Source organism: Mordavella massiliensis (assembly GCF_016902415.1).
GTDB classification, from domain to species: Bacteria; Bacillota; Clostridia; order Lachnospirales; family Lachnospiraceae; genus Merdimonas; species Merdimonas faecigallinarum.
This window is the reverse complement of record NZ_JACJLV010000001.1, coordinates 110,288-133,453: the sequence shown is the minus strand read 5'-3', so window position 1 is coordinate 133,453 and position 23,166 is coordinate 110,288. Positions and strand designations below refer to the sequence as shown.

The window sequence follows — 23,166 nt, the reverse complement described above, 5'->3', positions numbered from 1 at the left end:
TCCATCTTTTAAAGAAAAACAAAAAGTAAATAAGAACTTTTATTTTGAGAACCTTGACTTTTTCTTGACTATTGTTTGATAATTTGAGTACATCCCTAAAAACACATAATCAAAATCCACACTACAAGGAGGACTTTCATAATGAAAAACGTCAATGATATTTGGGAGAAGGATGGCTACATCCTTAGACCTGCCAAAAAAGAAGATGCGGAAAATTACTACCAACAAAATTATAATCCGCTTGACCCAGAGGTGGCACGACTCACCGGCTGCAAACCCTTGTTTACCCATGATGAAGTGGTAAACTTTTTCCTTTCTTGTATCGACGATGAAGATCGCTATGATTTCCTGATTATTTCTCCCAACGGAAGTATCATCGGTGAGAGCGTTATCAATGAAATTGATTGGGAACTACGCAGTGCAAACTTCCGTATTGGTATTTTTCACAGCGATATCTGTGGCAAGGGAATTGGTTCTTGGGCTACCCGCATGACCTGTGGCTTTGCCTTTGAAAAGCTGCATTTACATCGCCTGGAACTGGATGTTTTTTCTTTTAATCCGAGGGCAGAAAAAGCATATCTTAAAGCTGGATTTAAGCGTGAGGGTGTTCTGAGAGATGCCGTAAAAGATGGGGATAACTATGCAGATGATATTCTGATGGCAATTTTAGAGGACGAATGGAAAGCAATGCAGCAGTAATTTTTATAAAAGTTAGAACAAAAGTGGCAAGCAATGCCGGTGTTAATACACTCGGCCCGCAGAGGGAAAAATCCTGCCGTGATTTTCCCCTCCGCATTTCTTCACGGGAGCGCCGGTACTCGGCGTAGGTTTTTTTCTTTTCCTCCAGCAGCTTGGCATACTCGGCTTGCAGGTCTTTGACCTTGGGCAGCTTCTTTACACCTATCTCGTCAAAGGCATTTTTGGCTGCCTGATGGAGCCTCCTTTCTCATAAGCAGAGAAGATATTTTCTTGATTTTTCATGGGGATTGACATATTTTCTAAAGTTGCATATAATAATAGTACAAGGTAGGCAACGGCGTGTGTCTACCAAAGCGTTGAAGCATAATAGCGTACCGGAATGCCTTGTTATGCAGAGCTTTCAGTAGGGGTTGTGCAGTAACCTCAAACCGGAGTAGGCTGCAAGCCGAAAGAAAATGCTCAAAGCCGCCTTGCATTGCAGGGCGGCTTTCTTTATGCGGACAGAGAGGTTTTATGGATAAATTACAAAAGTGTGCAAAAGCATTTGAAAATTTGTTGGAGATACAATATCGGATCATTATTGGCCGAAAGGGAAAAACCGTAGAGTTGGTGATTGGCTTCTCCAAACTGGACTTTCATCATTTGATGGGTCTTGGAAAACTGAAAGATTTGCGGATTGCAAAACAAAATCGTGGTTCTGTATTTGATAAAATCATAACCGGAATCACTACCTATGAGACTTTAACAAAAAGTCGTTACTTGGCTCAAATTGAGAACCGGTTTGAGCCATTGGCGTTGATTGAACAGCTCTTGGACGATAATCGTCTGGTGTTCCGGTACAATACAAAATTGAATCAATTCTCTTTAATAGAAGCGGACTATTTGCTTTCAACCCCCTTTGAAAACAGCGACATTTATATTTTTATTGCCGAACACAAAGATACCGGAAAATATTTCTGTCGTTCTTTTTTCCCGAAAGAGATGAAGGATTACACAGAGGGACAGCCACGCTACACCATGCTTTATAAAGAAAAGAGAAACATGGCTACTGGAGAAATTGCTGTCCAATATGACAGGCTCACTCCAAAAAATCAACCGTAATTTCTAAAAAGTGGGTGTTAATTATGCAGCCAATCTCCGTAGAAAAATTTGCTGATATGGTAATGAAGAACAACAAGGGGTATCATAAAAAAGAACTTGTAAAAACATTGAGAGAAACGCTTGCTGCCAAAAAAACGGTGCAAGATGTATGGTCTGCGGCGCATCGATTTGGGCAGCAGGAAGTGCGATTACCTGCAGTAACCTTTGCAGATGCGGGACAAACTTTGATGCAGGGATTGTCAGAAGAAAGGATGTCATTTATAATAGAGAGAAGAACGAACAGGCAAACGGAGGTAAATAAGATGTATATCAGCGAGATTTCCACAGGGGCTCCGGAAAATGTTGCAGAACGGGTGCCGCTGGAGCAGAAAGTATATAAAGTGTTTGCAAAGCTTGGGATTCCCTATGAACGGGTGGACAATGATCCGGCCTCTTCGATGGAAGAGTGCGAGGCGATCGGCGTAGCCCTTGGCGCTCCGGTACGAAAGGACGTCTTCCTCTGCAATCAGAAGAAGACCAGCTTTTTCCTGCTGATCATGCCGGATTACAAGGCCTTTGATACTGCATCCTTCAGCAAGAAGCTGGGAGTATCCCACATGTCTTTTGCATCGCCGGAACTGATGATGGAGCATATCGGCTGTACGCCGGGATCCGCCAGTGTGGTAGGCGTGATGAACGATGAGGATGATTATGTGCAGGTGATCATTGACAAGGATGTGGCAGAGCATGAGTGGTTTGTCTGCAACACCGGGATCAATACCACCCACCTTAAATTTAAGACTCAGGACCTCTTAAAGAAGTTCCTGCCTTATACGCATCACAGACCCAGGATCGTGGATCTGTAAACTGCAAAAAGAATAGAAAAGGCATGGCCGGATGAAGTTTTCCAGCCATGCCATTTTTTCGTTATGCACATTCTCTTACGCGCGCTGTTTTCCGTAATATACCAGCCCGACAACGCCCGGTCCTGCATGGGTTCCGATGCTGGGGCTGACGTCATTGATGAGGACATGGGTAAACCCAAGTTCTTTTACCAGATCAGCCACATACTTTGCATCCTCCAGGCAGTCCCCGTGGATGACCGCAGCCAGCCGGTCTTTCCCGTAGGCGGGAAGATCCAGGGAAGCTTCCATCCGGGTTACCAGAGTTTTCAGGGATTTTTTGCGTCCTCGGACCGTGCCGTCGGATTTTAATTCGCCGGATGCGGTTACAGATAGAACCGGTTTGATATTGACCAGACTTCCCACAACAGCGGTGGTCCTGGATACCCGTCCGCCGCGTTGCAGATGATACAGGTCGTCGACTGTGAAGGAGACGTTGATATGATCCCGTTCCTCCATCAGGATATCATAAACTTCTTCCATGGTTTTGCCCTCTTTCCAGAGTTCAACGGCCCGGTAGACGGAAACGCCTTCTCCAAGAGAAGCATTCAGAGAATCAAAGACCAGGATCCTGCGGTCCGGATAATCCTCCAGAAGTTCCTGCACTGTCATTACGATATTATTATAGCTGCCGCTCAAAGCGCTGGAAAAAGCAATATGGAGAATATTTTTCCCTTCCTTCAGGATCTGCTCAAATTTATCGCGGATCACAGCCGGATTATTGGCCATGGATTTGGGGAGTTCTCCCTTCCGCATGGTCTCATAAAATTCATGGGGCTCCATGTTTTGCTCGTCCCCGTAAACAGTGTCGCCAAAGGCATAATACTGGGGGATGATGGTCAGGTGGTTTTCCTTCACAAAATCCGCCGGCACGTCCGAGTTGGAATCTGTCGTAATTACATAGTTTGTCATGCGTTCCTCCTTACAGGTCGATCTTTCCATTGACTTCGTCGTTGATCACGTAGTATGCGGCAAATTCCTCCGGCTTCAGGTAGACATTTACGCTCCGGAGTTCTTCCGGGCTTCTTTTTAATTCCTTGGTCCAGATCTGCCGGATCTGCTTCATCACATCCGCTGTACTGAATTCCTTTCCCATGTACTGCAGGTAGATATGTGCTTTCAGTTCAGGAGTTTCATTTTTCAGTACGCCGGCTCTGGTCTCAATCGCCATTGTTTTATCTTTTGTCGTTCCGATTGTTTTTACAGATTCTGCCATGATATATTCCTCCTTCAAGTCATTTCAGATCTATATTTATCTTATCACTTGTGGGGAAAAAATCAAGCAACACAGGAAATCCGGGATCATAATAGAAAGCGCCTATAAAAATATTATAAAAATCAATTAGTTCTTTTATGTGGCCCATGATAAAATTATGGCGTTATCGAAGGAATGGAGGCTGTTATGAAAAAAATACTGTTACTTTCTCATTGCATTTTAAACAAAGCATCTAAAGTAGAACAAGATGAAAAAGAGCTTCAGGAAGAATATCTGATTCGTTCGGAATTAATGAAATTGATCAATGAACAGGATATTCAGATGATCCAACTTCCGTGCCCGGAATTTCTGATGTATGGAGCAGACCGCTGGGGACATGTCGCAGATCAGTTTGATCATCCGTTCTTCAGAAAAACGTGTGAAGAGATTTTTCAGCCGTATCTTTTGCAAATCAAGGGATACCTAAAGCATCCAGACCGTTTCTGCATTTTAGGAATTGTTTCTGTAGAGGGAAGTCCAAGCTGTGGATGGAATCTTACCTGTACAGGGGAGTGGAGAGGCGAACTGTCAGATATTGATGCGGTAAAAAAGAAGGTGGCAACCCTGGAAATGAAGCAAAAGCCGGGAGTTTTTATGGAAGAAATTTCTTCTATGCTTGAAAAGGAAGGTATAAAAGTCCCTATTTATTCGATGCAAGAAGCCATAGATATCATAAAAGAACATGGAGGAAAATGATATGGGTACAAACAAAAAAGTATATGTAACTGCATTTTGCGGGATTGCGATCGCGGTAAATATTGTACTTGGAATCGTAACAAGTGCGCTTGGTATACCGCTTTATCTGGATACGCTGGGAACAGTGCTGGTAGCAGTGCTTGTTGGTCCGTTTCCAGGCGCGATTGTAGGAGCTCTGACTAATATTATTACAGGATTGATGTACAGTGTGACCGATATTCCGTTTTGCCTGGTCAGTGTAGCAGTCGCTCTGATTGTAGGATTTGCAGTTAAGAAATTTAAACTTACATTAGCCAGTGCAGTGATCCTTGGATTGATTCTTAGTGTTGTATGTCCGGTAATCGGAACCCCGATCGGAATCTTTGTATACGGTGGATTAAACGGTACATTCTCCGATATTCTTGTAATGGGATTGCAGCAGAGCGGACAATCTATTTTTGCAGCATCTTTCCTGCGCAATATTGCATCAAATCTTATTGACAAGGTGGGAACCATGATTATTGCATGGGCGATTGTCAGATGGCTTCCAATGTCGATTATGCAGAATTTTAATTATAAGAAAGTCAGTGAATAAATGATCAGAATAGCAGATGTTGTACATACTTATCAAAGATATGGAAAATCTGAAGAAGACACAATAACAATACAGGCACTTGACCATGTTGATATGGAAGTAAAAGCAGGGCAGTTTATTGCAATTATCGGACATAACGGGTCGGGAAAATCTACGCTGGCCAAGCATCTGAACGCTTTGCTTCTTCCGTCTGAAGGTACAGTATGGATCGATGATATGGCGACAAATGTTACGGAAAACGTGGGCGAGATCCGTAAGAGAGTCTGTATGGTTTTCCAAAATCCGGACAACCAGATTATTGGCGCTACAGTAGAGGAAGATATTGCTTTCGGTCTGGAAAATATGAAGATTCCAACGGAAAGAATGCAGGAAAAAATTGACGCCAGTCTGGAAGCAATCCATATGACAGAAAAAAGATCCGCGAACCCTGGCAATTTATCCGGCGGACAAAAGCAAAAGACGGCAATCGCAGGTGCGATTGCCGTCGAACCAAAGTGTCTGGTACTGGATGAAGCAACGGCAATGCTGGATCCACAGGCCAGAAAAGAAGTAATTGAAATTGCAGAAGAACTGAACAGGACAAAAGGCATCACGATTATTCTGATTACTCACCATATGGATGAAGTAATACATGCGGATAAAATATTTGTCATGAATCAGGGTAAGGTGGCTGCAAGCGGAACGCCGCAGGAAATATTTTTACAAACCGATATGCTGGAAAAATATCATTTAGAAGTTCCAGCGATTACCCGCATGGCTGTAGAAATGGTCCGTCAGGGAATTGATTTAAAATTGCCGGTATTGACTGTGGAACAGTTGACAAATCAAATTTGCCGTTATGGAGGAAACAGTAGTGCTAATTGAGGTTGAAAAATTAAATTATACGTATGCTTCCTCTGAGAAAGAAAAAGTACATGCCTTAAAGGATGTGTCATTAAACATCAGGCAGGGTGAATTTGTTGCATTAGTGGGCAGTTCCGGTTCCGGGAAAAGTACATTTGTCAGACATTTAAATGGATTGATAAAGGCAGATTCCGGAGACATTCGTTTCCAGGGAGAGTCTATTTATCAAAAAAAGTATCCGATCAGTAAACTTCGGCAAAAGGTAGGGCTTGTGTTCCAGTATCCGGAGCATCAGCTGTTTTCCAGAAGTGTCTTGGCTGATGTTGCATTTGGTCCCCGCAACATGGGGGATAGCAAAGAAGAGGCGGAAAACAAGGCAAAGGCCGCACTGGAAAAAGTAGGGATCGGAGAAGAGTTGTTTGAAGGTTCTCCGTATGAACTGTCCGGCGGACAGATGCGACGTGTGGCAATTGCCGGTATATTGGCGATGGAGCCGGAAGTACTGGTATTAGATGAACCAACGGCAGGCCTTGATCCTTATGTGAGGAATCAGCTTCTGAATCTCTTAAAAAAGATGCAGAAATCAGGTGTTACCATTCTGCTGGTATCTCATTCAATGGAAGAAGTCGCAAACTATGCAGATAGAGTTGTAGTTTTCAATTCTGGAAGAATCTGTATGGATGGATCGCCGGAAGAAGTGTTTGCGGACAAAGAAAAAATACGCAAAGCGGGACTGGAGATGCCTCAGGTAATGGAAGCTCTTTGGCAACTAAAAGAACAGGGTATTCCGGTGCATGAGTTTACCTGTAATGAGAAAACTGCAATATGCCAGATTGTAGATATTATAAAAAAGAAAGAGGCATAGGACATGATGAGAGATATAACGATAGGAAAGTATTATAATCAGGATTCATTGGTCCATCAGCTGGATTGCAGGACAAAACTTGCAGGTACGCTACTTTTTATTATTGCGATCTTTTTGGTCAACAGACCAGTTGTTTATATCCCGTGTCTGTTATACATCTTGATTTTATACAAAGTGGCAAGAATTCCGTGGAGTTATGCGCTGAAAGGACTTAAAGGGTTTGCGCTTCTGTTGCTTTTTACGTTTATTTTCAGGAGTATTATCACGGATGGAAGAGAAATTCTTACTGTCTGGATTTTTACAGTAACATATGAAGGGGTATTAAAGGCGATCAGTCTCATGGCCAGAATTATGCTGATGGTACTTTCTGCTTCGCTTCTGGCATATACTACGACCCCGACGCAGATGGCTTCCGGACTGGAAAAGAGCCTGTTTTTCCTGGAAAAAGTACACGTTCCGATCAGGGAAATGTCAATGATGGTATCCATTGCTTTCCGTTTTATTCCGGTGTTTATAGAAGAAGTTAATATTATTATGGATGCCCAAGCTTCACGAGGTGTTGATTTCCACAGCGGGTCGATATTTCGAAGAATGGGAAAGGTAATGCCTCTGGTCATTCCTTTATTTGTATCTGCAATCCGCAGATCAGCAGATCTTGCAATGGCGATGGAGGCAAGAGGGTATAGCGAGGCATCGGAAAGAACGAAGTACCGTCCGCTTAGATATACTTCAAAAGACAGGATTGCATATGTAATTGCTATTGTAGTATTTGTATTGCTGATTCTTACCAGAATTATTTTATAGTCATTTTTGATGATTTGCCAGGTATTCAACAAGGAAAGAGAACAGGTATTGACAGCAACAGAACGGCAGCAGTATACTATACAACAGAAGTGAATAAATAATCTTCAGGGCAGGGGTCGTTTCCCTACCGGCGGTAAAGCCCGCGAGCCGATAAGGCAGGATTCGGTGAAATTCCGAGGCCGACAGTTAAAGTCTGGATGGAAGAAGATGACATGCAAAAGTGATATGTCAGGATGACTGTAAGCTCTGGGATCATAGATTCCGGAGCTTTTCGTTTTTGATCATCTGTGGACTGGCAGAAATATTTTTGGTGATATCATATATGCCCCGGAGATTCTCCGGGGCTTTTGTTATAGGAAGAGGAAGGTGAGAATGTGAAGGATGAAGGATTAGCAGAGGATCGTAAGTATATGCGCCGGGCCATAGAACTGGCGAAAAAGGGGGAAGGCTTTACCTCTCCCAATCCCATGGTGGGAGCGGTGATTGTAAAAGACGGCCGCATCATCGGCGAGGGGTATCACGAGCGGTACGGCGGACTTCATGCAGAGAGAAATGCACTGGCATCTGTGACGGAGTCCCCGAAGGGAGCTGTGATTTATGTCACGCTGGAGCCCTGCTGCCATTATGGAAAGCAGCCGCCCTGTGTGGATGCGATCCTGGAGGCTGGCATTGCAAGGGTTGTAACAGGATCGGATGATCCCAATCCTCTGGTGGCAGGGAAGGGATTTAAGAAGCTGATCGAACACGGAGTGGAAGTGACGACGCATGTGGAGAAAGAGGCCTGCGACGCATTGAATCCGGTGTTTTTTCATTACATACAGACCGGGCTTCCCTATGTGGCGATGAAGTATGCCATGACCATGGACGGGAAGATCGCAGCCTACACCGGACAATCCAAATGGATCACAGGAGAAGAGGCCAGAGCCTTTGTACAGAAACTCCGGCACAGGTATACCGGTATTATGGCCGGGGCGGGGACCGTGCTTGCGGACGATCCCAGGCTGACCTGCAGGATTCCGGGAGCCAGGCAGCCGGTACGTATCATCTGTGACACCAGGCTTCGCATTCCCTCTGATGCAAATGTGGTGGAAACAGCAAAGGAGATCCCGACGATCCTGGCTACCTGTCAGGCAGATCCGGATCGCATCCGTCCGTTTGAAGAAAAGGGGTGTCAGGTTCTGACTCTGCCGGAAGAAGACGGACACGTGGATCTGAGAGCGCTGATGAGAGAACTGGGAAAGAGGCAGATCGACAGTATTCTGCTGGAAGGCGGAGGGACCTTAAACTGGTCGGCCTTAAAGAGCGGTATCGTTCAGAAGGTATACTGCTTTACGGCGCCTAAACTGTTTGGCGGAGCAGATGCGGGGACTCCGGTGGAAGGCCGGGGCGTGGCATCGCCGGGGGAGGCTTTTCCTCTGACACATCTCAAGGTAACACAGGTGGGAGAAGACCTGCTGATCGAAGGGGAGGTGGATACGGATGTTTACAGGAATTGTTGAAGAACTGGGGCAGATCCGGAAGATACAAAAAGGACGGAGCTCCGCCGTCATGGAGATCGAGGCGCGCAAGGTGCTGGAAGGGACCAGGGTAGGCGACAGCATCTGTGTCAGCGGCGTCTGCCTGACAGTAACGTCCCTGGAAGGGGGAAGGTTTACGGCAGACGTGATGCATGAGACGCTGAACCGGTCGGCGCTTCAGAATGCCCGCCCGGGAAGCCTTGTGAATCTGGAACGGGCCATGGCGGCAGACGGGCGCTTTGGCGGCCATATCGTGGCAGGACACGTAGACGGCACCGGAAGGATCCGGGGCATAGAGAGAGACGACAATGCGGTCTGGTACACGATCGGAGCAGGCGATGAGATCCTCCGGTACGTGGTGGAGAAGGGGTCTATCGCCATTGACGGCATCAGCCTGACGGTGGCCAAGGTGGGAGAAGGATGGTTCTCCATATCAGCTATTCCCCATACCATCCGGGAGACCACGCTCCAGGTAAAACACCAGGGAGATCTGGTGAACCTGGAAAATGATGTGATCGGGAAATACGTAGAGAAGCTGCTGGGGCTTGCGCCTGCAGGGGGACAGACCGGAGAAAAGAGCCGGATCACAAGAGAATTTTTATCCAGATATGGATTCTAAATATCTGTTTTTGGAAAAAGCAATAATAGAAAGAAGGGATCAAATGTTTCAGTTTCATACGATTGAAGAGGCGCTGGAGGATTTAAGGCAGGGAAAGATCATTCTGGTGACAGACGACCCGGAGAGGGAAAATGAAGGAGACTTTATCTGTGCGGCGCAGTTTGCCACTACGGAGAATATTAACTTTATGGCCATGCATGGGAAGGGACTGATCTGTATGCCCATGTCCGCAGAGTATATCCGGAAGCTAAAGCTGCCGCAGATGGTGGCCGATAACACAGATAACCACGAGACTGCCTTTACAGTCTCCATTGACAGCGTGGAAACCACTACCGGGATCTCGGCTGCAGAGCGGTCCATTACAGCAATGCGGTGCGTGGCAGAAGACGCGAAGCCGGAAGATTTCCGCAGACCCGGCCACATGTTTCCCCTGCTGGCGAAAAGGAATGGCGTGCTGGAGCGGGAAGGGCATACCGAAGCTACGGTAGACCTGTGCCGGCTGGCGGGATTGAAAGAATGCGGCCTTTGCTGTGAGATCATGCGGGAAGACGGAACCATGATGCGGACTGCCGAGCTGATCGGGCTGGCAGAAAAATGGGGGATCACCTTTATCACCATTCAGGATCTGAAGGAATACCGGAAATGCCATGAAAAGCTGGTGGATCAGGTGACAAAGAACAAGATGCCGACGAAATACGGCAATTTTACGGCTTACGGGTATGTGAACCGGTTAAATGGGGAACATCATATTGCGCTGGTAAAGGGAGAGATCGGCGATGGAAAAGACGTGCTCTGCCGGGTCCATTCCGAGTGCCTGACCGGAGACACCTTCGGGTCTTTGCGCTGCGACTGCGGCCAGCAGCTGGCAGCAGCCATGACCCAGATTGAAAAAGAGGGACGGGGCATTCTTCTGTATATGCGTCAGGAAGGCAGGGGCATCGGACTGATCAACAAACTGCGGGCCTATGAGCTGCAGGAGCAGGGAATGGACACCCTGGAAGCCAATCTGGCGCTTGGATTTGAGGGGGATGAGAGAGAATATTATATCGGCGCGCAGATTTTGAAGGATCTTGGAGTCAAAAGCTTACGGCTTCTGACCAATAATCCGGATAAGATCTACCAGCTGGAAGAATTTGGCATGGAGATCACGGAGAGGGTGCCGATCCAGATGCAGGCCACCGAGCATGATCTGTTCTATCTGGAAACCAAGCAGAGGCGGATGGGACATCTTTTGAAGTATGAATAAAAAGAATTTATTTTAAGAAAAGGAAGGGAAAGATGATGAGAACATTAGAAGGAAAGTTAGTGGCAGAAGACATGAAGGTGGGCATTGTGGCCGCCAGATTCAATGAGTTTATCACCAATAAGCTGCTGGGCGGCGCTCTGGACGGGCTGACTCGCCATGACGTGAGAGAAGAGGATATTGAAGTGGCCTGGGTGCCGGGGGCATTTGAGATTCCTCTGATCGCAGCCAGAATGGCAAAAAGCGGGAAGTATGACGCGGTGATCTGTCTGGGTGCAGTGATCCGGGGAAGCACCAGCCATTATGACTATGTGTGCAATGAGGTTTCCAAAGGGATTGCGTCCGTTTCCCTGGAGACAGGGGTACCGGTGCTCTTTGGCATACTGACAACGGAAAATATCGAGCAGGCCATTGAGCGGGCCGGTACAAAAGCCGGAAATAAAGGCTATGACTGTGCGCTTAGCGCAGTGGAAATGGTAAATCTGATCCGGGAAATGGAGAAATAGCGGGAAGGGCCTAGATCCCGCTTGCCCCGTAGTTGGACAGGACTCTTGCGGAGGGGTCGTCTACATCGCAGCCCTCCCATTCCCTGTTTGGCATCCAGAAGTCTTTGACCATGGGCGCCTGTCCGGGGTAGAAGGAATCAAAAAGTTCCCGGTAGAGAAGGGATTCTTTGGTAAATGGAGCGGCATAGCGGTAGCGTGCCGCTTTTTCCTTGAATACTTCGTCGGTGTAACAGCTTTCAGCATACTCCTTCAGGTCATCCACCATGGAATGACCCACCGCGTCGGAAAAGGCTGCCTTCTCCCGCATCAGGATGGAACGGGGGAGAAGCCCGTCCGCTTCAAAGGCGTGGCGGAGCAGATATTTTCCCTTGTGGTAGGTGTTCATTTTTCTGGCCGGATCAATGGCCATAACATATGAGACAAAGTCCAGATCGCCAAAAGGCACCCGGGCTTCCATGGAGTGGACGCTGATACAGCGGTCCGCCCGCAGGACATCGTACATATGCAGTTCTTTGACCCGCTTTACGGATTCCTTCTGGAATTCCTCCGGGGAGGGGGCGAAGTCTGTGTATTTGTAACCGAACAGTTCGTCGGAGATCTCCCCGGTGAGAAGGACCCGCACGTCTGTGGTCTCATGGATGGCCTGGCAGAGAAGATACATGCCCATGGAGGCCCGGATGGTGGTGATGTCATAGGTGCCAAGGGCTTTGATCACTTCCGGCAGGGCGGCGATCACCTGATCCCGTGTGATCAGGATCTCTGTGTGCCTGCTTCCGATATACTCGGCTGCTTCCCGGGCGTATTTCAGGTCGATGGCGTCGGTCTCCATGCCGATGGCGAAGGTGCGGATGGGCTTATTAAGCCGGGAGGCGGCGATGGCGCATACCAGGGAGGAATCCAGTCCTCCGCTTAAGAGAAAGCCCATGGGAGCGTCGGCGTCCAGCCGTTTTTCCACCCCTTTTACCAGCTTATCGTGGATCTTGCGGCAGATCTCCTCCAGGTCATCCTGGCAGACTTTTTCCACTTTGGTGATGTCCCGGTAGCAGATAAATTGGCCGTCCTTATAATAATGGCCGGGCGGGAAAGGCCGGATCTCGTCTGTCAGTCCTTCCAGGTTCTTGGCCTCACTGGCGAAAAGGATGGCTCCTTCCCGGTCATACCCGTAGAATAAGGGGCGGATCCCGATGGGATCCCGGGCGGCGATCCAAGAGTTTCTGGCGGCGTCGTAGAGCACTAGGGCGAATTCTGCGTCCAGATGAGAGAACATCTCTGTGCCCAGTTCCTCATAGAGGGGCAACAGGATTTCACAGTCGCTGTCGCTTGCGAAGGCATAGCCCTTTCGGATCAGTTCTTCTTTCACCGGGCGGAAGCCGTAGATCTCGCCGTTGCACACCAGATAATTTCCGTGGAGCAAAAAGGGCTGCATGCCTTCCGGGGTCAGTCCCATGATGGAGAGCCGCTGGAAGCCCATCAGTCCGTTCCCGGTGTCCAGGATCCTTTCATCGTCCGGTCCCCGGGAGTGAGTCCTGGAAAGACCGCCTGCGAACCGGCTGTAATCTGCTTTTGGGGTACAATAACACATAATGGTACACATAACTTCGTTTCCTACTTTCTGTTGGTTTCTATGTCCATGGGATACCGGCCGTCAAAGCAGGCCCGGCACAGGGGAAGGTCCCCGGCCATGGAGGGGAGATCTTCGATATCCAGATATCCCAGGGAATCCGCCCCGATCATGGAGCAGATCTCCTCTGCGGAATGGGAGGAGGCGATCAGCTGCCGGTTGGAGGGGATGTCCGTGCCAAAATAACAGGGGTATAAGAAGGGCGGGGAGCTGATCCGTACATGGACGCTTAACGCGCCGGCGGCTTTTAACATATGGATCAGGTTGGCGATCGTGGTGCCCCGGACGATGGAGTCGTCCACCAGGACCAGACGCTTTCCCTTCACCACGGACGCCAGCACGCTGAGCTTCAGGCGGACGCTGTTTTCCCGCTCCTTCTGGGTGGGCTTGATAAAGGTCCTGCCCACATAGCTGTTTTTATAAAAGGCGATGCCAAAGGGGATCCCGGAGGCCTGTGAAAAGCCCTTGGCCGCCGGTACGCCGGAATCCGGCACGCCGCAGACCAGATCCGCCTGGGCGGGCCAGGCTTTTGCCAGGGCGGCTCCTGCCCGGAGGCGGGCATCATAGACGGAGATGCCGTCCAGGGTGCTGTCCAGCCTGGCAAAATAAATGTATTCAAAGATACAGTGGGCGCGGTGTTCCTGACAGAGGCTGCAGTCGGAAGAAAGTCCCTTGTCCGTGATAGTCAGGATCTCCCCGGGGCGTACGTCCCGGATAAATGTGGCTCCCACGCTTGCCAGGGCGCAGCTTTCCGAGGCAAGGACATAGGCCTGGTCCCGTTTCCCCAGGCACAGCGGCTTTAATCCCAGAGGGTCCCGCACGCCGATCAGCTTCCGGGGACTGGCGATGACCAGTCCGTAAGCGCCCCGGATCCGGGATGCGGTTTTCCGGATCGCTTCTTCCACCGTACTGCTGGTCATCCGTTCCCTGGCGATACAGCAGGCGATCACTTCCGAGTCGGTGGTGGTGTGGAAGAGGGTGCCGGTCCGCTCCAGTTCTTCCCGCAGAGCGCCGGCGTTGACAAGATTTCCATTGTGGGCCAGGGCCAGGGTTCCTTTGGCATAGTTTAAGACCAGGGGCTGGGCGTTAGTCAGGGTGGGGGCTCCGGTGGTGGAGTACCGAACATGGCCGATCCCCAGATTGCCGGAGAGATCCTGGAGGGTGTTCTCTTTAAAAACTTCGCTCACCAGCCCCATGCCTTTGTGGAAGGTGATATTTCCTCTGGGACCTGTGGTATCGCATACCGCGATACCACAGGATTCCTGGCCCCGGTGCTGGAGGGCCAGAAGGCCGTAATAGACGGAGGGTGCAGTATTTTCTCCGGAAAGGTCATAGATCCCGAAGACCCCGCAGGCCTCTTTGATTTGGTATTGTGGATCCAGTTCCATGAAAGCCGCCCTCCTTTATACGGAGAAGAGGAGCGCGTCATAGGTGGGGTAGGGAAGCTCCTCCTCCGGGATCTTTGCCTCAGCCTGGTCGGCAGCGCTGCGCAGTTCTTCCATGGTGGCAAGGATGGTCTTACGGCAGTAATTGGCGGCTTCCAGAAGGGAGGTCTTCTCATCAAGGGCAAGGATCTCCTGATCCAGCAGATCTAAAGCGCCGGCAATGGTCTCATAGGAAGCTCCCAGGAAGGACACCAGCTTCCTGGCAGAATCTGTGGAGAGATCCGGGACAAATGTCTTCATGGACAGGGCCTCACCAGAGACGGAGGAAGCATAGCGGCTAACTGCCGGAAGGAAGTCTTTGGCCAGCATTTCCCGCAGCGTCTTTGCCTCGATGGCCACGGTTTTTACATAATTCTCCAGGAAGATCTCATACCGGGAAGCCAATTCTTCCCGGGTGAAAATGTGATGTCTGGTGAAAAGCTCCACATTTTTCTCCGCCAGGATCTGGGGCAGGCAGTCCGGGGTGGAGGCCAGGTTGTAGAGCCCCCGTTTCTCGGCTTCTGCCACCCATTCCTCGGTGTAGCCGTTTCCGTTGAAGATCACTTTTTTATGTTTTTTGATGGCCCGCTTGATCAGTTCATGGACCGCTTGCTCCATGTCTTTTGGAGCGGTTCCGGACAGTTCCCGGGAGAACTGGGCCAGGGCTTCCGCCACGGCGGTGTTCAGGATGATGTTAGGCGTGGCTACGGAAGCCGAGGAGCCAAGCATGCGGAATTCGAATTTATTTCCGGTAAAGGCAAAGGGCGAAGTCCGGTTCCGGTCTGTATTGTCCTTGACAAAGTGGGGCAGCACATGGGCGCCGGTCTCCAGCTGGACTCTCTGGTGCTTTCCAAAATAAGTGTCGTCCTCGATGGATTTCAGGATGGCGGTCAGTTCATCCCCCAGAAAGATGGAGACGATGGCCGGCGGGGCTTCGTTTCCTCCCAGCCGGTGGTCGTTGCCGGCGCTGGCGGCGGAGATCCGCATCAGATCCGCGTACTCATCCACAGCCTTGATCACAGCCATGAGAAATACCAGGAACTGGATGTTCTTGGCCGGTGTTTTGCCGGGATCCAGAAGGTTCTCCCCGGTGTTGGTGGAGATGGACCAGTTGTTGTGCTTGCCGCTTCCGTTGATCCCCTCAAAGGGTTTCTCATGGAGCAGGCAGACCAGCCCGTGTTTGTCCGCTACTTTCTTCATTACTTCCATGGTAAGCTGGTTGTGGTCCACCGCCACGTTGGCCGTGTCAAAGATGGGCGCCAGTTCGTGTTGGGAGGGGGCCACTTCGTTGTGTTTGGTCTTGGCCGGGATCCCCAGCTTCCACAGTTCCTCGTCAAGGTCGTGCATATAGGCGGCCACTCTTGGCTTTAACGCGCCGAAATAATGATCTTCCATTTCCTGGCCTCTGGGAGCGGGAGCGCCCAGAAGGGTTCTGCCGGTGAACACCAGGTCCCGGCGCTGTTCATACAGATCCTTATCCACCAGGAAATATTCCTGCTCCGGCCCGATGGTGGTGGATACATGGGTGACCTCTGTATTTCCCAGGATATGAAGGAGATGGACCGCTTCCTGGCTGAGGGCCTCCATGGAACGAAGAAGGGGCGTCTTTTTGTCCAGGGCTTCTCCGCCGTAGGAGCAGAAAGCCGTGGGGATATACAGGGTGCCGTCCTTGATAAAAGCAGGAGAGGTGGGATCCCAGGCAGTGTAGCCTCTGGCCTCAAAGGTGGCCCGCAGTCCGCCGGAGGGGAAGCTGGAGGCGTCCGGTTCCCCTTTCACCAGTTCCTTGCCGGAAAAGTCCATGATCACTTCCCCGTTTTCTGTGGGAGTGATGAAGCTGTCATGTTTCTCGGCAGTAAATCCGGTCATGGGCTGGAACCAGTGGGTGAAATGGGTGGCGCCGTTTTCCACCGCCCACTCCTTCATGGCAACGGCCACGGAATTTGCCACCTCAAGCTCCAGGTGGGTGCCGTTCTCAATGGTCTTTTTCAAAGCCTTATAAACATCCTTGGGAAGTTTATTGCGCATGACCTTGTCATTGAACACCAGACTTCCATATAAAGCGGGGATTTCTTTTTTCATAGTGGTAAGCTCCTTTCTTTTGGCAATAGAAAAGGCGCCCCGAACCCTGTGGTCCAAAGCGCCTTTGCTTTATGCCCTGTAGTATATACCTGCCAAAAATGAATTGTCAATCCTTTTTTCAAAAAATAAATTTGGGGATTTACAAAATTGCAAAAACCGATTATAGTAGAAAACAAGTTCAAAATGAAACATATGACAAAGGCGTCAGGATTTCTTATGGGAGATTCTGGCGCCTTTTTTATTTCATTCACTGGAGCAGGACAAGGAGGAAAGAAACAATGGTAAAGTATGTATTTGTGACAGGAGGCGTGGTGTCTGGCCTGGGAAAAGGGATCACGGCAGCGTCCCTGGGAAGACTTCTGAAGGCAAGAGGGTATCAGGTGACCATGCAGAAATTTGATCCCTATATCAATATGGACCCCGGCACCATGAACCCCATCCAGCACGGGGAAGTTTTTGTGACCGACGACGGCACGGAAACAGACCTGGACCTTGGGCATTATGAACGGTTTATTGATGAAAATCTGGACAGACATTCCAATGTGACCACCGGCAAGATCTACTGGACGGTGCTTCAGAAAGAGCGCCACGGGGATTACGGCGGGGGAACGGTGCAGGTGATCCCTCACATCACCAACGAGATCAAGAGCCGGTTCTACCGGGGGAAGACGCCGGAGGAAGACCGGATCGCCATCATAGAAGTGGGCGGAACGGTGGGGGATATTGAGAGCCAGCCCTTCCTGGAGGCCATCCGCCAGTTCCAGCACGATGTGGGAAAGGAAAACGCCATCCTGCTCCATGTGACCCTGGTGCCTTATCTGAAGGCTTCCGGGGAACTGAAGACCAAGCCCACCCAGGCCAGCGTCAAGGAGCTGCAGGGACTGGGGCTCCGGCCGGACGTCCTGGTGTGCCGGTCGGAATATCCGCTGACCGTGGAACTGAAAGACAAGATCGCCCTGTTCTGTAATGTTCCTTCCGATCATGTGCTCCAGAATCTGGATGTGGAGTATCTCTATGAAGCGCCCCTTTCTATGGAGAAGGAACATCTGGCCCAGGTGGTGTGCGATTGTCTCCACATTCCCTGTCCCGAAGCCGATCTTACAGACTGGCGGACCATGGTGGACAACTTAAGACACCCTCAGTCGGAGACGGAGATCGCCATCGTGGGGAAATACATCCAGCTCCACGACGCCTACTTAAGTGTGGTGGAAGCCCTGAAGCACGGCGGGATTGCCGGCCGGGTCAACATCCATATCCGCTGGGTGGACTCAGAAGAGATCGAAAGACAGGGCTGCGAAGCCCTGCTGCAAGGCGTGGACGGGATCCTGATCCCGGGAGGCTTTGGCCTGCGGGGAACGGAAGGGAAGATCCAGGCGGCAGGGTACGCCAGAGAAAAGAAGATCCCCTTCCTTGGGATCTGTCTGGGCATGCAGATGGCCATCGTGGAATTTGCAAGAAATGTGGCGGGGCTTCTGGACGCCGCCAGCACGGAGCTGAATCCGGACACCCTGCACCCGGTGATCGATCTTATGCCGGAGCAGAGCGGAGTGGAAAATATCGGAGGGACGCTGCGGCTTGGCGCCTACCCCTGCGTTCTGAAGGAAGGGACCAAAGCATATGCCCTTTACGGAGAGAAAGAGATCTTTGAGCGCCACAGACACCGGTACGAGGTGAACAACGATTACCGGACGATCCTGGAGGAACAGGGGATGACCATGGCGGGCCTTTCCCCGGACGGCCACATTGTGGAGATGATCGAACTAAAGGATCACCCCTTCTTTGTGGGGACCCAGGGGCATCCGGAACTGAAATCCAGACCCAACCGCGCCCATCCGTTGTTCCGGGGCTTTGTGAAAGCGGCGGACACGTATGGGAAGGAGAAAAAAGCAAGGAGGGACCAGGTATGAGAGAACAGCAGAAGGGACTCTATAGTCCCGCATTTGAACATGACAACTGCGGGATCGGCGCCGTGGTGAACAGCCGGGGGATCAAAAGCCATCTGACGGTGGAGAGGGCACTCCACATTGTGGAGAACCTGGAGCACCGGGCGGGAAAAGACGCAGAAGGGAAAACCGGCGACGGCGTGGGGATCCTGCTTCAGATCTCCCATAAATTCTTTTCCAGGGTCTGCAAACAGGCAGACATCCAGCTGGGAGAAGAAGGGGAGTACGGGATCGCCCAGCTTTTCTTCCCCCAGGAGGAGCTGAAACGCAACCAGGCGAAAAAGATGTTTGAGATCATCGTGGAGAAAGAAGGAATGGAGCTTCTGGGATTCCGTAAGGTTCCGGTCCATCCGGAGATTCTGGGACACAAAGCCAGGGAATGCATGCCTGATATCCAGCAGGCTTTTATCAAAAAGCCGGAGCAGGTGGAGAAGGGACTGGATTTTGACCGGAAGCTTTATATTGCAAGACGGGTGTTCGAGCAGAGCAACGACAACACCTATGTGGTCTCCATGTCCAGCCGGACCATTGTGTACAAAGGCATGTTCCTGGTAGGACAGCTTCGCACCTTCTTCGGAGATCTTCAGGATCCGGACTATGAATCGGCCATTGCCACCGTCCATTCCCGGTTTAGCACCAACACCAACCCCAGCTGGGAGAGGGCGCACCCCAACCGGTTCATCGTCCACAACGGGGAGATCAATACCATCCGGGGAAATGCGGACAAAATGCAGGCCAGGGAAGAGACCATGGAGTCGCCCCACCTGAAGGAACAGCTCCACAAAGTGCTTCCGGTGGTAGACCGTAAGGGATCGGATTCTGCCATGCTGGACAACACCCTGGAATTCCTGGTGATGAGCGGCATGGAACTGCCTCTGGCTGTGATGATCACCATTCCGGAGCCCTGGTCCAACAACCAGACCCTGTCCCAGGAGATCCGGGATTTCTACCAGTATTATGCCACCATGATGGAGCCCTGGGACGGACCGGCTTCCATCGTATTTTCAGACGGGGAGCTTTTGGGAGCGGTGCTGGACCGCAACGGCCTGCGCCCATCCCGGTATTATGTGATGAAAAACGGAGATGTGATCCTTGCTTCCGAGGTGGGAGTCCTTCCTCTGCCGGAAGAAGAGATCCTGCAGAAAGAACGGCTCCACCCGGGGAAAATGCTTCTGGTGGATACCAGAAAGCAGCGGATCCTCTGTGATGAAGAGATCAAGGAGATCTACGCCAAGGCCAGACCCTACGGGGAGTGGCTGGACAGCAACCTGATCCGGTTAAAGGACTTAAAGATCCCCAACATGCAGGTGGAGGAAGTGACGCCGGAGCAGAGAAGAAGACTGCAGAAGGCCTTTGGCTACACCTATGAAGAATACCGCAAATCCATCTGTGAGATGGCCTTAAACGGAAGCGAGGGCATTGCCGCTATGGGGGTGGACACCCCGCTGGCGGTACTCTCCCAAAAGCCCCGTCCTCTGTTCGATTATTTTAAACAGCTGTTTGCCCAGGTGACCAATCCGCCCATTGACGCCATCCGGGAGGAGATCGTCACCAGCACCACGGTCTATGCAGGGAAAGACGGGAACCTGCTGGAGGAGACGCCGGACAACTGCCAGGTACTGAAGATTGAGAATCCGATCCTGACCAGCACGGACCTTCTGAAGATCAAAAACATGAAGGAGAAAGGATTTAAGGTGGCGACGGTGCCCATCACTTATTATAAGAGCACCCGGCTTGAGAGAGCCCTTGCTCGCCTTTTCGTGGAGGTGGATAAGGCTTACAAAGACGGCGCCAATATCCTGATCCTCTCTGACCGGGGTGTGGATGAAAACCATGTGGCCATTCCCTCTCTTCTGGCTGTGTCCGCGGTCCATCAGCACCTGGTGGACACTAAGAAGCAGACCTCCCTTTCCCTGATCCTGGAATCCGGAGAGCCCAGGGAGGTACATCATTTCGCAACCCTTCTGGGATACGGGGCCTGCGCGGTGAATCCCTATCTGGCGCTGGAATCCATCCGGGAACTGATCGAAGAAGGGCTTCTTGACAAGGATTATTATGCGGCGGTCAATGACTACTGCCTGGCAGTGCTCCACGGCATTGTGAAGATCGCCTCCAAGATGGGGATCTCCACCATCCAGTCCTACCAGGGGGCCAAGATCTTTGAGGCCATCGGGATCTCAGAAGAAGTGATCCACCGGTATTTTGCCGGCACAGTGAGCCGGGTAGGCGGGATCACCCTGGATGATCTTGCGGAAAATGTAGAAGCCCTTCACTCCAGGGCCTTTGATCCCCTGGGAAGGGCGGTGGATCTGACCCTGGACAGCCTGGGAAAACACAAGATGAGGAGCGGCGGCGAGGAACACCGGTACAATCCGGCCACCATCCATATGCTGCAGAAATCCACCCGCATGGGGGACTACCGTCTCTTCCAGGAATATACCCGGATGGTGGATGAGGAGCGAAGCGGCAATCTGCGGTCCCTGATGGACTTCCGGTTCCCCCAGGAAGGAGTTCCTCTGGAAGAAGTGGAAAGTGTGGAAGAGATCGTAAAGCGGTTTAAGACCGGCGCCATGTCCTACGGGTCCATTTCCCAGGAAGCCCATGAGACTCTGGCCATCGCCATGAATCTGCTCCACGGGAAATCCAACACCGGAGAAGGAGGAGAAAGCGAGGAGCGTCTGGATTCCGCCGGGACCAGGGACGACCGGTGCTCGGCCATCAAGCAGGTGGCAAGCGCAAGGTTCGGGGTCACCAGCCGGTATCTGGTCAGCGCCAAAGAGATCCAGATCAAGATGGCACAGGGGGCAAAGCCTGGCGAGGGCGGCCATCTTCCGGCCAGGAAGGTCTACCCCTGGATCGCGAAGACCCGGCACTCCACGCCCGGAGTCAGCCTGATCTCCCCGCCGCCTCACCACGATATCTACTCCATCGAGGATCTGGCTCAGCTGATCTATGACCTGAAAAATGCGAATAAATACGCCCGTATTTCCGTAAAGCTGGTCTCCGAGGCAGGAGTGGGCACGGTGGCTGCCGGCGTGGCAAAGGCCGGGGCCCAGGTGATCCTGATCTCCGGTTATGACGGCGGCACCGGGGCAGCGCCGGAAAGCTCCATCCACAACGCTGGGCTTCCCTGGGAGCTTGGTCTTGCCGAGACTCACCAGACCTTACTGAAAAACGGCTTGAGGAGCCGGGTGATGATCGAGACCGACGGCAAGCTGATGAGCGGAAGAGACGTGGCCATCGCGGCCCTTCTGGGGGCAGAGGAATTTGGCTTTGCCACGGCGCCTCTGGTAACCATGGGCTGTGTGATGATGCGGGTCTGCAACCTGGATACCTGTCCGGTGGGCGTGGCGACCCAGAATCCGGAACTTCGGAAAAGATTTGCCGGGAAACCGGAGTATGTGGTGAACTTTATGAGATTTATCGCCCAGGAACTGCGGGAATATATGGCGAAACTGGGTGTGAGGACCGTGGATGAGATGGTGGGAAGGACAGACCTTCTTATGCAGAAAAAGGCTCCGGAACATTCCGGGGCGGCTGCGCTGGATCTTGACGCCATCCTTAAGAACCCTTACGGGAAAGAAGGCGCCTGCGTAACCTTCCGCCAGGAGGACGTCTACGACTTCCAGCTGGAACAGACTCTGGACCAGCGGGTGCTTCTGAAGAAGTTTGCCCCTGCGCTGAAGAAAGGGGAACCGGCTTCCGTTTCCCTGAAGGTGAGCAATACAGACCGGACCTTCGGCACCATCCTGGGTGCGGAGATCACCAGAAAGTATCCCCACGGCCTGCCGGAAGACACCCTTACCGTCAATGGGCAGGGCGCCGGGGGACAGAGCTTCGGAGCCTTTATCCCCAGGGGGCTGACCCTTAAGCTGGAAGGAGATACCAACGATTATTTCGGCAAAGGACTGTCCGGCGGCAAGCTGATCCTGTATCCGCCCAGGAACCGGAAGTATTCCGCCCGTGACAACATGATCGCCGGAAATGTGGCCCTCTACGGCGCCACCGGCGGCAAAGCCTTTATCAGCGGGATCGCAGGGGAAAGGTTCGCTGTGCGAAATTCCGGCGCTTATGCGGTGGTGGAAGGCGTGGGAGAGCATGGCTGTGAATATATGACCGGAGGCCGCGTGGTGATCTTAGGCACTACGGGAAAGAACTTCGCCGCAGGTATGAGCGGCGGCATCGCCTACGTACTGGATGAACACAACACCCTTTATAAAAATCTGAACAAAGCTATGATCTCCATCGAACCGGTGGAGAGTAAGGCGGACGTCCATGAACTGAAAAGCCTGATTGAGGAGCATACGGCTTGCACCGGCTCCAGCCGGGGAAAAGAGATCCTTGAGGATTTCGAGAGCTATCTTCCCAAATTCAAGAAGATCATTCCCGATGATTACAAGAGAATGCTGTCTCTTAGCATGAAGCTGGAGGAACAGGGCATGACCTCGGAGCAGGCACAGATGGAAGCGTTTACAGAAGTATTTTCGGAGGTGTAG

At 51.3% G+C, this 23,166-nt stretch carries 19 protein-coding genes, 1 pseudogene and 1 riboswitch; of the genes and pseudogenes, 14 read left to right on the top strand and 6 right to left on the bottom strand.

What is annotated here, in order from left to right:
- Positions 1-141: 141 nt before the first annotated feature.
- On the top strand, positions 142-699 hold the full coding sequence (locus H6A13_RS00585) for a GNAT family N-acetyltransferase (protein WP_204907670.1): 558 nt from the start codon (positions 142-144) through the stop codon (positions 697-699).
- Positions 700-790: 91 nt separating this feature from the next.
- Here the strand turns inward: H6A13_RS00585 and H6A13_RS00580 are convergent.
- Positions 791-937 (bottom strand): annotated as a pseudogene (locus tag H6A13_RS00580) (relaxase/mobilization nuclease domain-containing protein); the annotation flags it as partial.
- A 275-nt stretch (positions 938-1,212) separates the two neighbouring features.
- Here H6A13_RS00580 and H6A13_RS00575 point away from each other — a divergent pair.
- Together H6A13_RS00575 and H6A13_RS00570 are read left to right on the top strand one after the other, a co-directional pair.
- Positions 1,213-1,800: a PBECR4 domain-containing protein gene (locus H6A13_RS00575; RefSeq protein ID WP_204907669.1), complete on the top strand. Its 588-nt coding sequence runs from the start codon at positions 1,213-1,215 to the stop codon at positions 1,798-1,800.
- Positions 1,801-2,102: 302 nt separating this feature from the next.
- On the top strand, positions 2,103-2,645 hold the full coding sequence (locus H6A13_RS00570) for a prolyl-tRNA synthetase associated domain-containing protein (protein WP_204907668.1): 543 nt from the start codon (positions 2,103-2,105) through the stop codon (positions 2,643-2,645).
- Positions 2,646-2,720: 75 nt separating this feature from the next.
- Here H6A13_RS00570 and H6A13_RS00565 read toward each other — a convergent pair whose 3' ends face one another.
- Positions 2,721-3,593: a DegV family protein gene (locus H6A13_RS00565; RefSeq protein WP_204907667.1), complete on the bottom strand. Its 873-nt coding sequence runs from the start codon at positions 3,591-3,593 to the stop codon at positions 2,721-2,723.
- 10 nt (positions 3,594-3,603) lie between these two features.
- Positions 3,604-3,897, bottom strand: coding sequence for a DUF6465 family protein (locus H6A13_RS00560; RefSeq protein WP_204907666.1), 294 nt, complete (start codon positions 3,895-3,897; stop codon positions 3,604-3,606).
- A gap of 186 nt (positions 3,898-4,083) precedes the next feature.
- Here H6A13_RS00560 and H6A13_RS00555 point away from each other — a divergent pair, with 186 nt between their 5' ends.
- The 9 genes from H6A13_RS00555 (at position 4,084) to ribH (ending at position 11,603) form a co-directional block, all read left to right on the top strand.
- Positions 4,084-4,632: a CD3072 family TudS-related putative desulfidase gene (locus tag H6A13_RS00555; protein WP_204907665.1), complete on the top strand. Its 549-nt coding sequence runs from the start codon at positions 4,084-4,086 to the stop codon at positions 4,630-4,632.
- A gap of 1 nt (position 4,633) precedes the next feature.
- A complete protein-coding gene (locus H6A13_RS00550; RefSeq protein ID WP_204907664.1) occupies positions 4,634-5,206 on the top strand; it encodes a CD3073 family putative ECF transporter S component in 573 nt (190 codons plus the stop codon).
- Positions 5,207-6,070 carry an energy-coupling factor transporter ATPase gene (locus tag H6A13_RS00545; RefSeq protein ID WP_204907663.1) on the top strand — a complete coding sequence of 288 codons (864 nt, stop codon included), beginning with the start codon at positions 5,207-5,209 and terminating at the stop codon, positions 6,068-6,070. It abuts the gene before it with no gap.
- On the top strand, positions 6,060-6,914 hold the full coding sequence (locus H6A13_RS00540; RefSeq protein ID WP_338042970.1) for an energy-coupling factor transporter ATPase: 855 nt from the start codon (positions 6,060-6,062) through the stop codon (positions 6,912-6,914). Before H6A13_RS00545 ends, H6A13_RS00540 begins: the two co-directional genes overlap by 11 nt.
- A gap of 3 nt (positions 6,915-6,917) precedes the next feature.
- Positions 6,918-7,718 carry an energy-coupling factor transporter transmembrane component T family protein gene (locus H6A13_RS00535; protein WP_204907661.1) on the top strand — a complete coding sequence of 267 codons (801 nt, stop codon included), beginning with the start codon at positions 6,918-6,920 and terminating at the stop codon, positions 7,716-7,718.
- 96 nt (positions 7,719-7,814) lie between these two features.
- Positions 7,815-7,931: riboswitch (FMN riboswitch) on the top strand.
- 197 nt (positions 7,932-8,128) lie between these two features.
- Complete coding sequence (gene ribD, locus H6A13_RS00530; RefSeq protein WP_204907690.1) at positions 8,129-9,217, top strand: bifunctional diaminohydroxyphosphoribosylaminopyrimidine deaminase/5-amino-6-(5-phosphoribosylamino)uracil reductase RibD; 1,089 nt, start codon at positions 8,129-8,131, stop codon at positions 9,215-9,217.
- Positions 9,198-9,854, top strand: coding sequence for a riboflavin synthase (locus H6A13_RS00525; RefSeq protein WP_204907660.1), 657 nt, complete (start codon positions 9,198-9,200; stop codon positions 9,852-9,854). Before ribD ends, H6A13_RS00525 begins: the two co-directional genes overlap by 20 nt.
- 43 nt (positions 9,855-9,897) lie before the next feature.
- Positions 9,898-11,100: a bifunctional 3,4-dihydroxy-2-butanone-4-phosphate synthase/GTP cyclohydrolase II gene (locus tag H6A13_RS00520; RefSeq protein WP_204907659.1), complete on the top strand. Its 1,203-nt coding sequence runs from the start codon at positions 9,898-9,900 to the stop codon at positions 11,098-11,100.
- A 35-nt stretch (positions 11,101-11,135) separates the two neighbouring features.
- The gene (ribH, locus tag H6A13_RS00515; protein WP_204907689.1) at positions 11,136-11,603 is read left to right on the top strand and encodes a 6,7-dimethyl-8-ribityllumazine synthase; all 468 of its coding nucleotides are present in this window, start codon (positions 11,136-11,138) and stop codon (positions 11,601-11,603) included.
- 10 nt (positions 11,604-11,613) lie between these two features.
- On the opposite strand, the gene asnB is transcribed toward ribH, so the two are convergent.
- From asnB to H6A13_RS00500, 3 genes are read right to left on the bottom strand one after another with little or no spacing between them, the layout of a single operon-like run.
- Positions 11,614-13,197 carry an asparagine synthase B gene (gene asnB, locus H6A13_RS00510; protein WP_204907658.1) on the bottom strand — a complete coding sequence of 528 codons (1,584 nt, stop codon included), beginning with the start codon at positions 13,195-13,197 and terminating at the stop codon, positions 11,614-11,616.
- 11 nt (positions 13,198-13,208) lie between these two features.
- On the bottom strand, positions 13,209-14,612 hold the full coding sequence (purF, locus tag H6A13_RS00505; protein ID WP_204907657.1) for an amidophosphoribosyltransferase: 1,404 nt from the start codon (positions 14,610-14,612) through the stop codon (positions 13,209-13,211).
- Positions 14,613-14,627: 15 nt separating this feature from the next.
- Positions 14,628-16,727 carry a glutamine synthetase III family protein gene (locus H6A13_RS00500; protein ID WP_204907656.1) on the bottom strand — a complete coding sequence of 700 codons (2,100 nt, stop codon included), beginning with the start codon at positions 16,725-16,727 and terminating at the stop codon, positions 14,628-14,630.
- A gap of 278 nt (positions 16,728-17,005) precedes the next feature.
- On the opposite strand from H6A13_RS00500, the gene H6A13_RS00495 reads away from it, so the two are divergent.
- Together H6A13_RS00495 and gltB are read left to right on the top strand one after the other, a co-directional pair.
- The gene (locus H6A13_RS00495) at positions 17,006-18,634 is read left to right on the top strand and encodes a CTP synthase (protein ID WP_204907655.1); all 1,629 of its coding nucleotides are present in this window, start codon (positions 17,006-17,008) and stop codon (positions 18,632-18,634) included.
- Complete coding sequence (gltB, locus tag H6A13_RS00490) at positions 18,631-23,166, top strand: glutamate synthase large subunit (RefSeq protein ID WP_204907654.1); 4,536 nt, start codon at positions 18,631-18,633, stop codon at positions 23,164-23,166. The genes H6A13_RS00495 and gltB overlap by 4 nt, the downstream gene beginning before the upstream one ends.

What these genes read in the sequence shown, in the direction of transcription:
- ribH (WP_204907689.1), top strand. Translation starts at nt 11,136, where the DNA reads ATGAGAACATTAGAAGGAAAGTTAGTGGCAGAAGACATGAAGGTGGGC.
- ribD (WP_204907690.1), top strand. Translation starts at nt 8,129, where the DNA reads ATGCGCCGGGCCATAGAACTGGCGAAAAAGGGGGAAGGCTTTACCTCT.
- H6A13_RS00500 (WP_204907656.1), bottom strand. Translation starts at nt 16,727, where the DNA reads ATGAAAAAAGAAATCCCCGCTTTATATGGAAGTCTGGTGTTCAATGAC.
- H6A13_RS00570 (WP_204907668.1), top strand. Translation starts at nt 2,103, where the DNA reads ATGTATATCAGCGAGATTTCCACAGGGGCTCCGGAAAATGTTGCAGAA.
- H6A13_RS00535 (WP_204907661.1), top strand. Translation starts at nt 6,918, where the DNA reads ATGATGAGAGATATAACGATAGGAAAGTATTATAATCAGGATTCATTG.
- H6A13_RS00550 (WP_204907664.1), top strand. Translation starts at nt 4,634, where the DNA reads ATGGGTACAAACAAAAAAGTATATGTAACTGCATTTTGCGGGATTGCG.
- H6A13_RS00545 (WP_204907663.1), top strand. Translation starts at nt 5,207, where the DNA reads ATGATCAGAATAGCAGATGTTGTACATACTTATCAAAGATATGGAAAA.
- H6A13_RS00495 (WP_204907655.1), top strand. Translation starts at nt 17,006, where the DNA reads ATGGTAAAGTATGTATTTGTGACAGGAGGCGTGGTGTCTGGCCTGGGA.
- H6A13_RS00555 (WP_204907665.1), top strand. Translation starts at nt 4,084, where the DNA reads ATGAAAAAAATACTGTTACTTTCTCATTGCATTTTAAACAAAGCATCT.
- H6A13_RS00585 (WP_204907670.1), top strand. Translation starts at nt 142, where the DNA reads ATGAAAAACGTCAATGATATTTGGGAGAAGGATGGCTACATCCTTAGA.
- gltB (WP_204907654.1), top strand. Translation starts at nt 18,631, where the DNA reads ATGAGAGAACAGCAGAAGGGACTCTATAGTCCCGCATTTGAACATGAC.
- H6A13_RS00565 (WP_204907667.1), bottom strand. Translation starts at nt 3,593, where the DNA reads ATGACAAACTATGTAATTACGACAGATTCCAACTCGGACGTGCCGGCG.
- purF (WP_204907657.1), bottom strand. Translation starts at nt 14,612, where the DNA reads ATGGAACTGGATCCACAATACCAAATCAAAGAGGCCTGCGGGGTCTTC.
- H6A13_RS00520 (WP_204907659.1), top strand. Translation starts at nt 9,898, where the DNA reads ATGTTTCAGTTTCATACGATTGAAGAGGCGCTGGAGGATTTAAGGCAG.
- H6A13_RS00560 (WP_204907666.1), bottom strand. Translation starts at nt 3,897, where the DNA reads ATGGCAGAATCTGTAAAAACAATCGGAACGACAAAAGATAAAACAATG.
- asnB (WP_204907658.1), bottom strand. Translation starts at nt 13,197, where the DNA reads ATGTGTACCATTATGTGTTATTGTACCCCAAAAGCAGATTACAGCCGG.
- H6A13_RS00575 (WP_204907669.1), top strand. Translation starts at nt 1,213, where the DNA reads ATGGATAAATTACAAAAGTGTGCAAAAGCATTTGAAAATTTGTTGGAG.
- H6A13_RS00525 (WP_204907660.1), top strand. Translation starts at nt 9,198, where the DNA reads ATGTTTACAGGAATTGTTGAAGAACTGGGGCAGATCCGGAAGATACAA.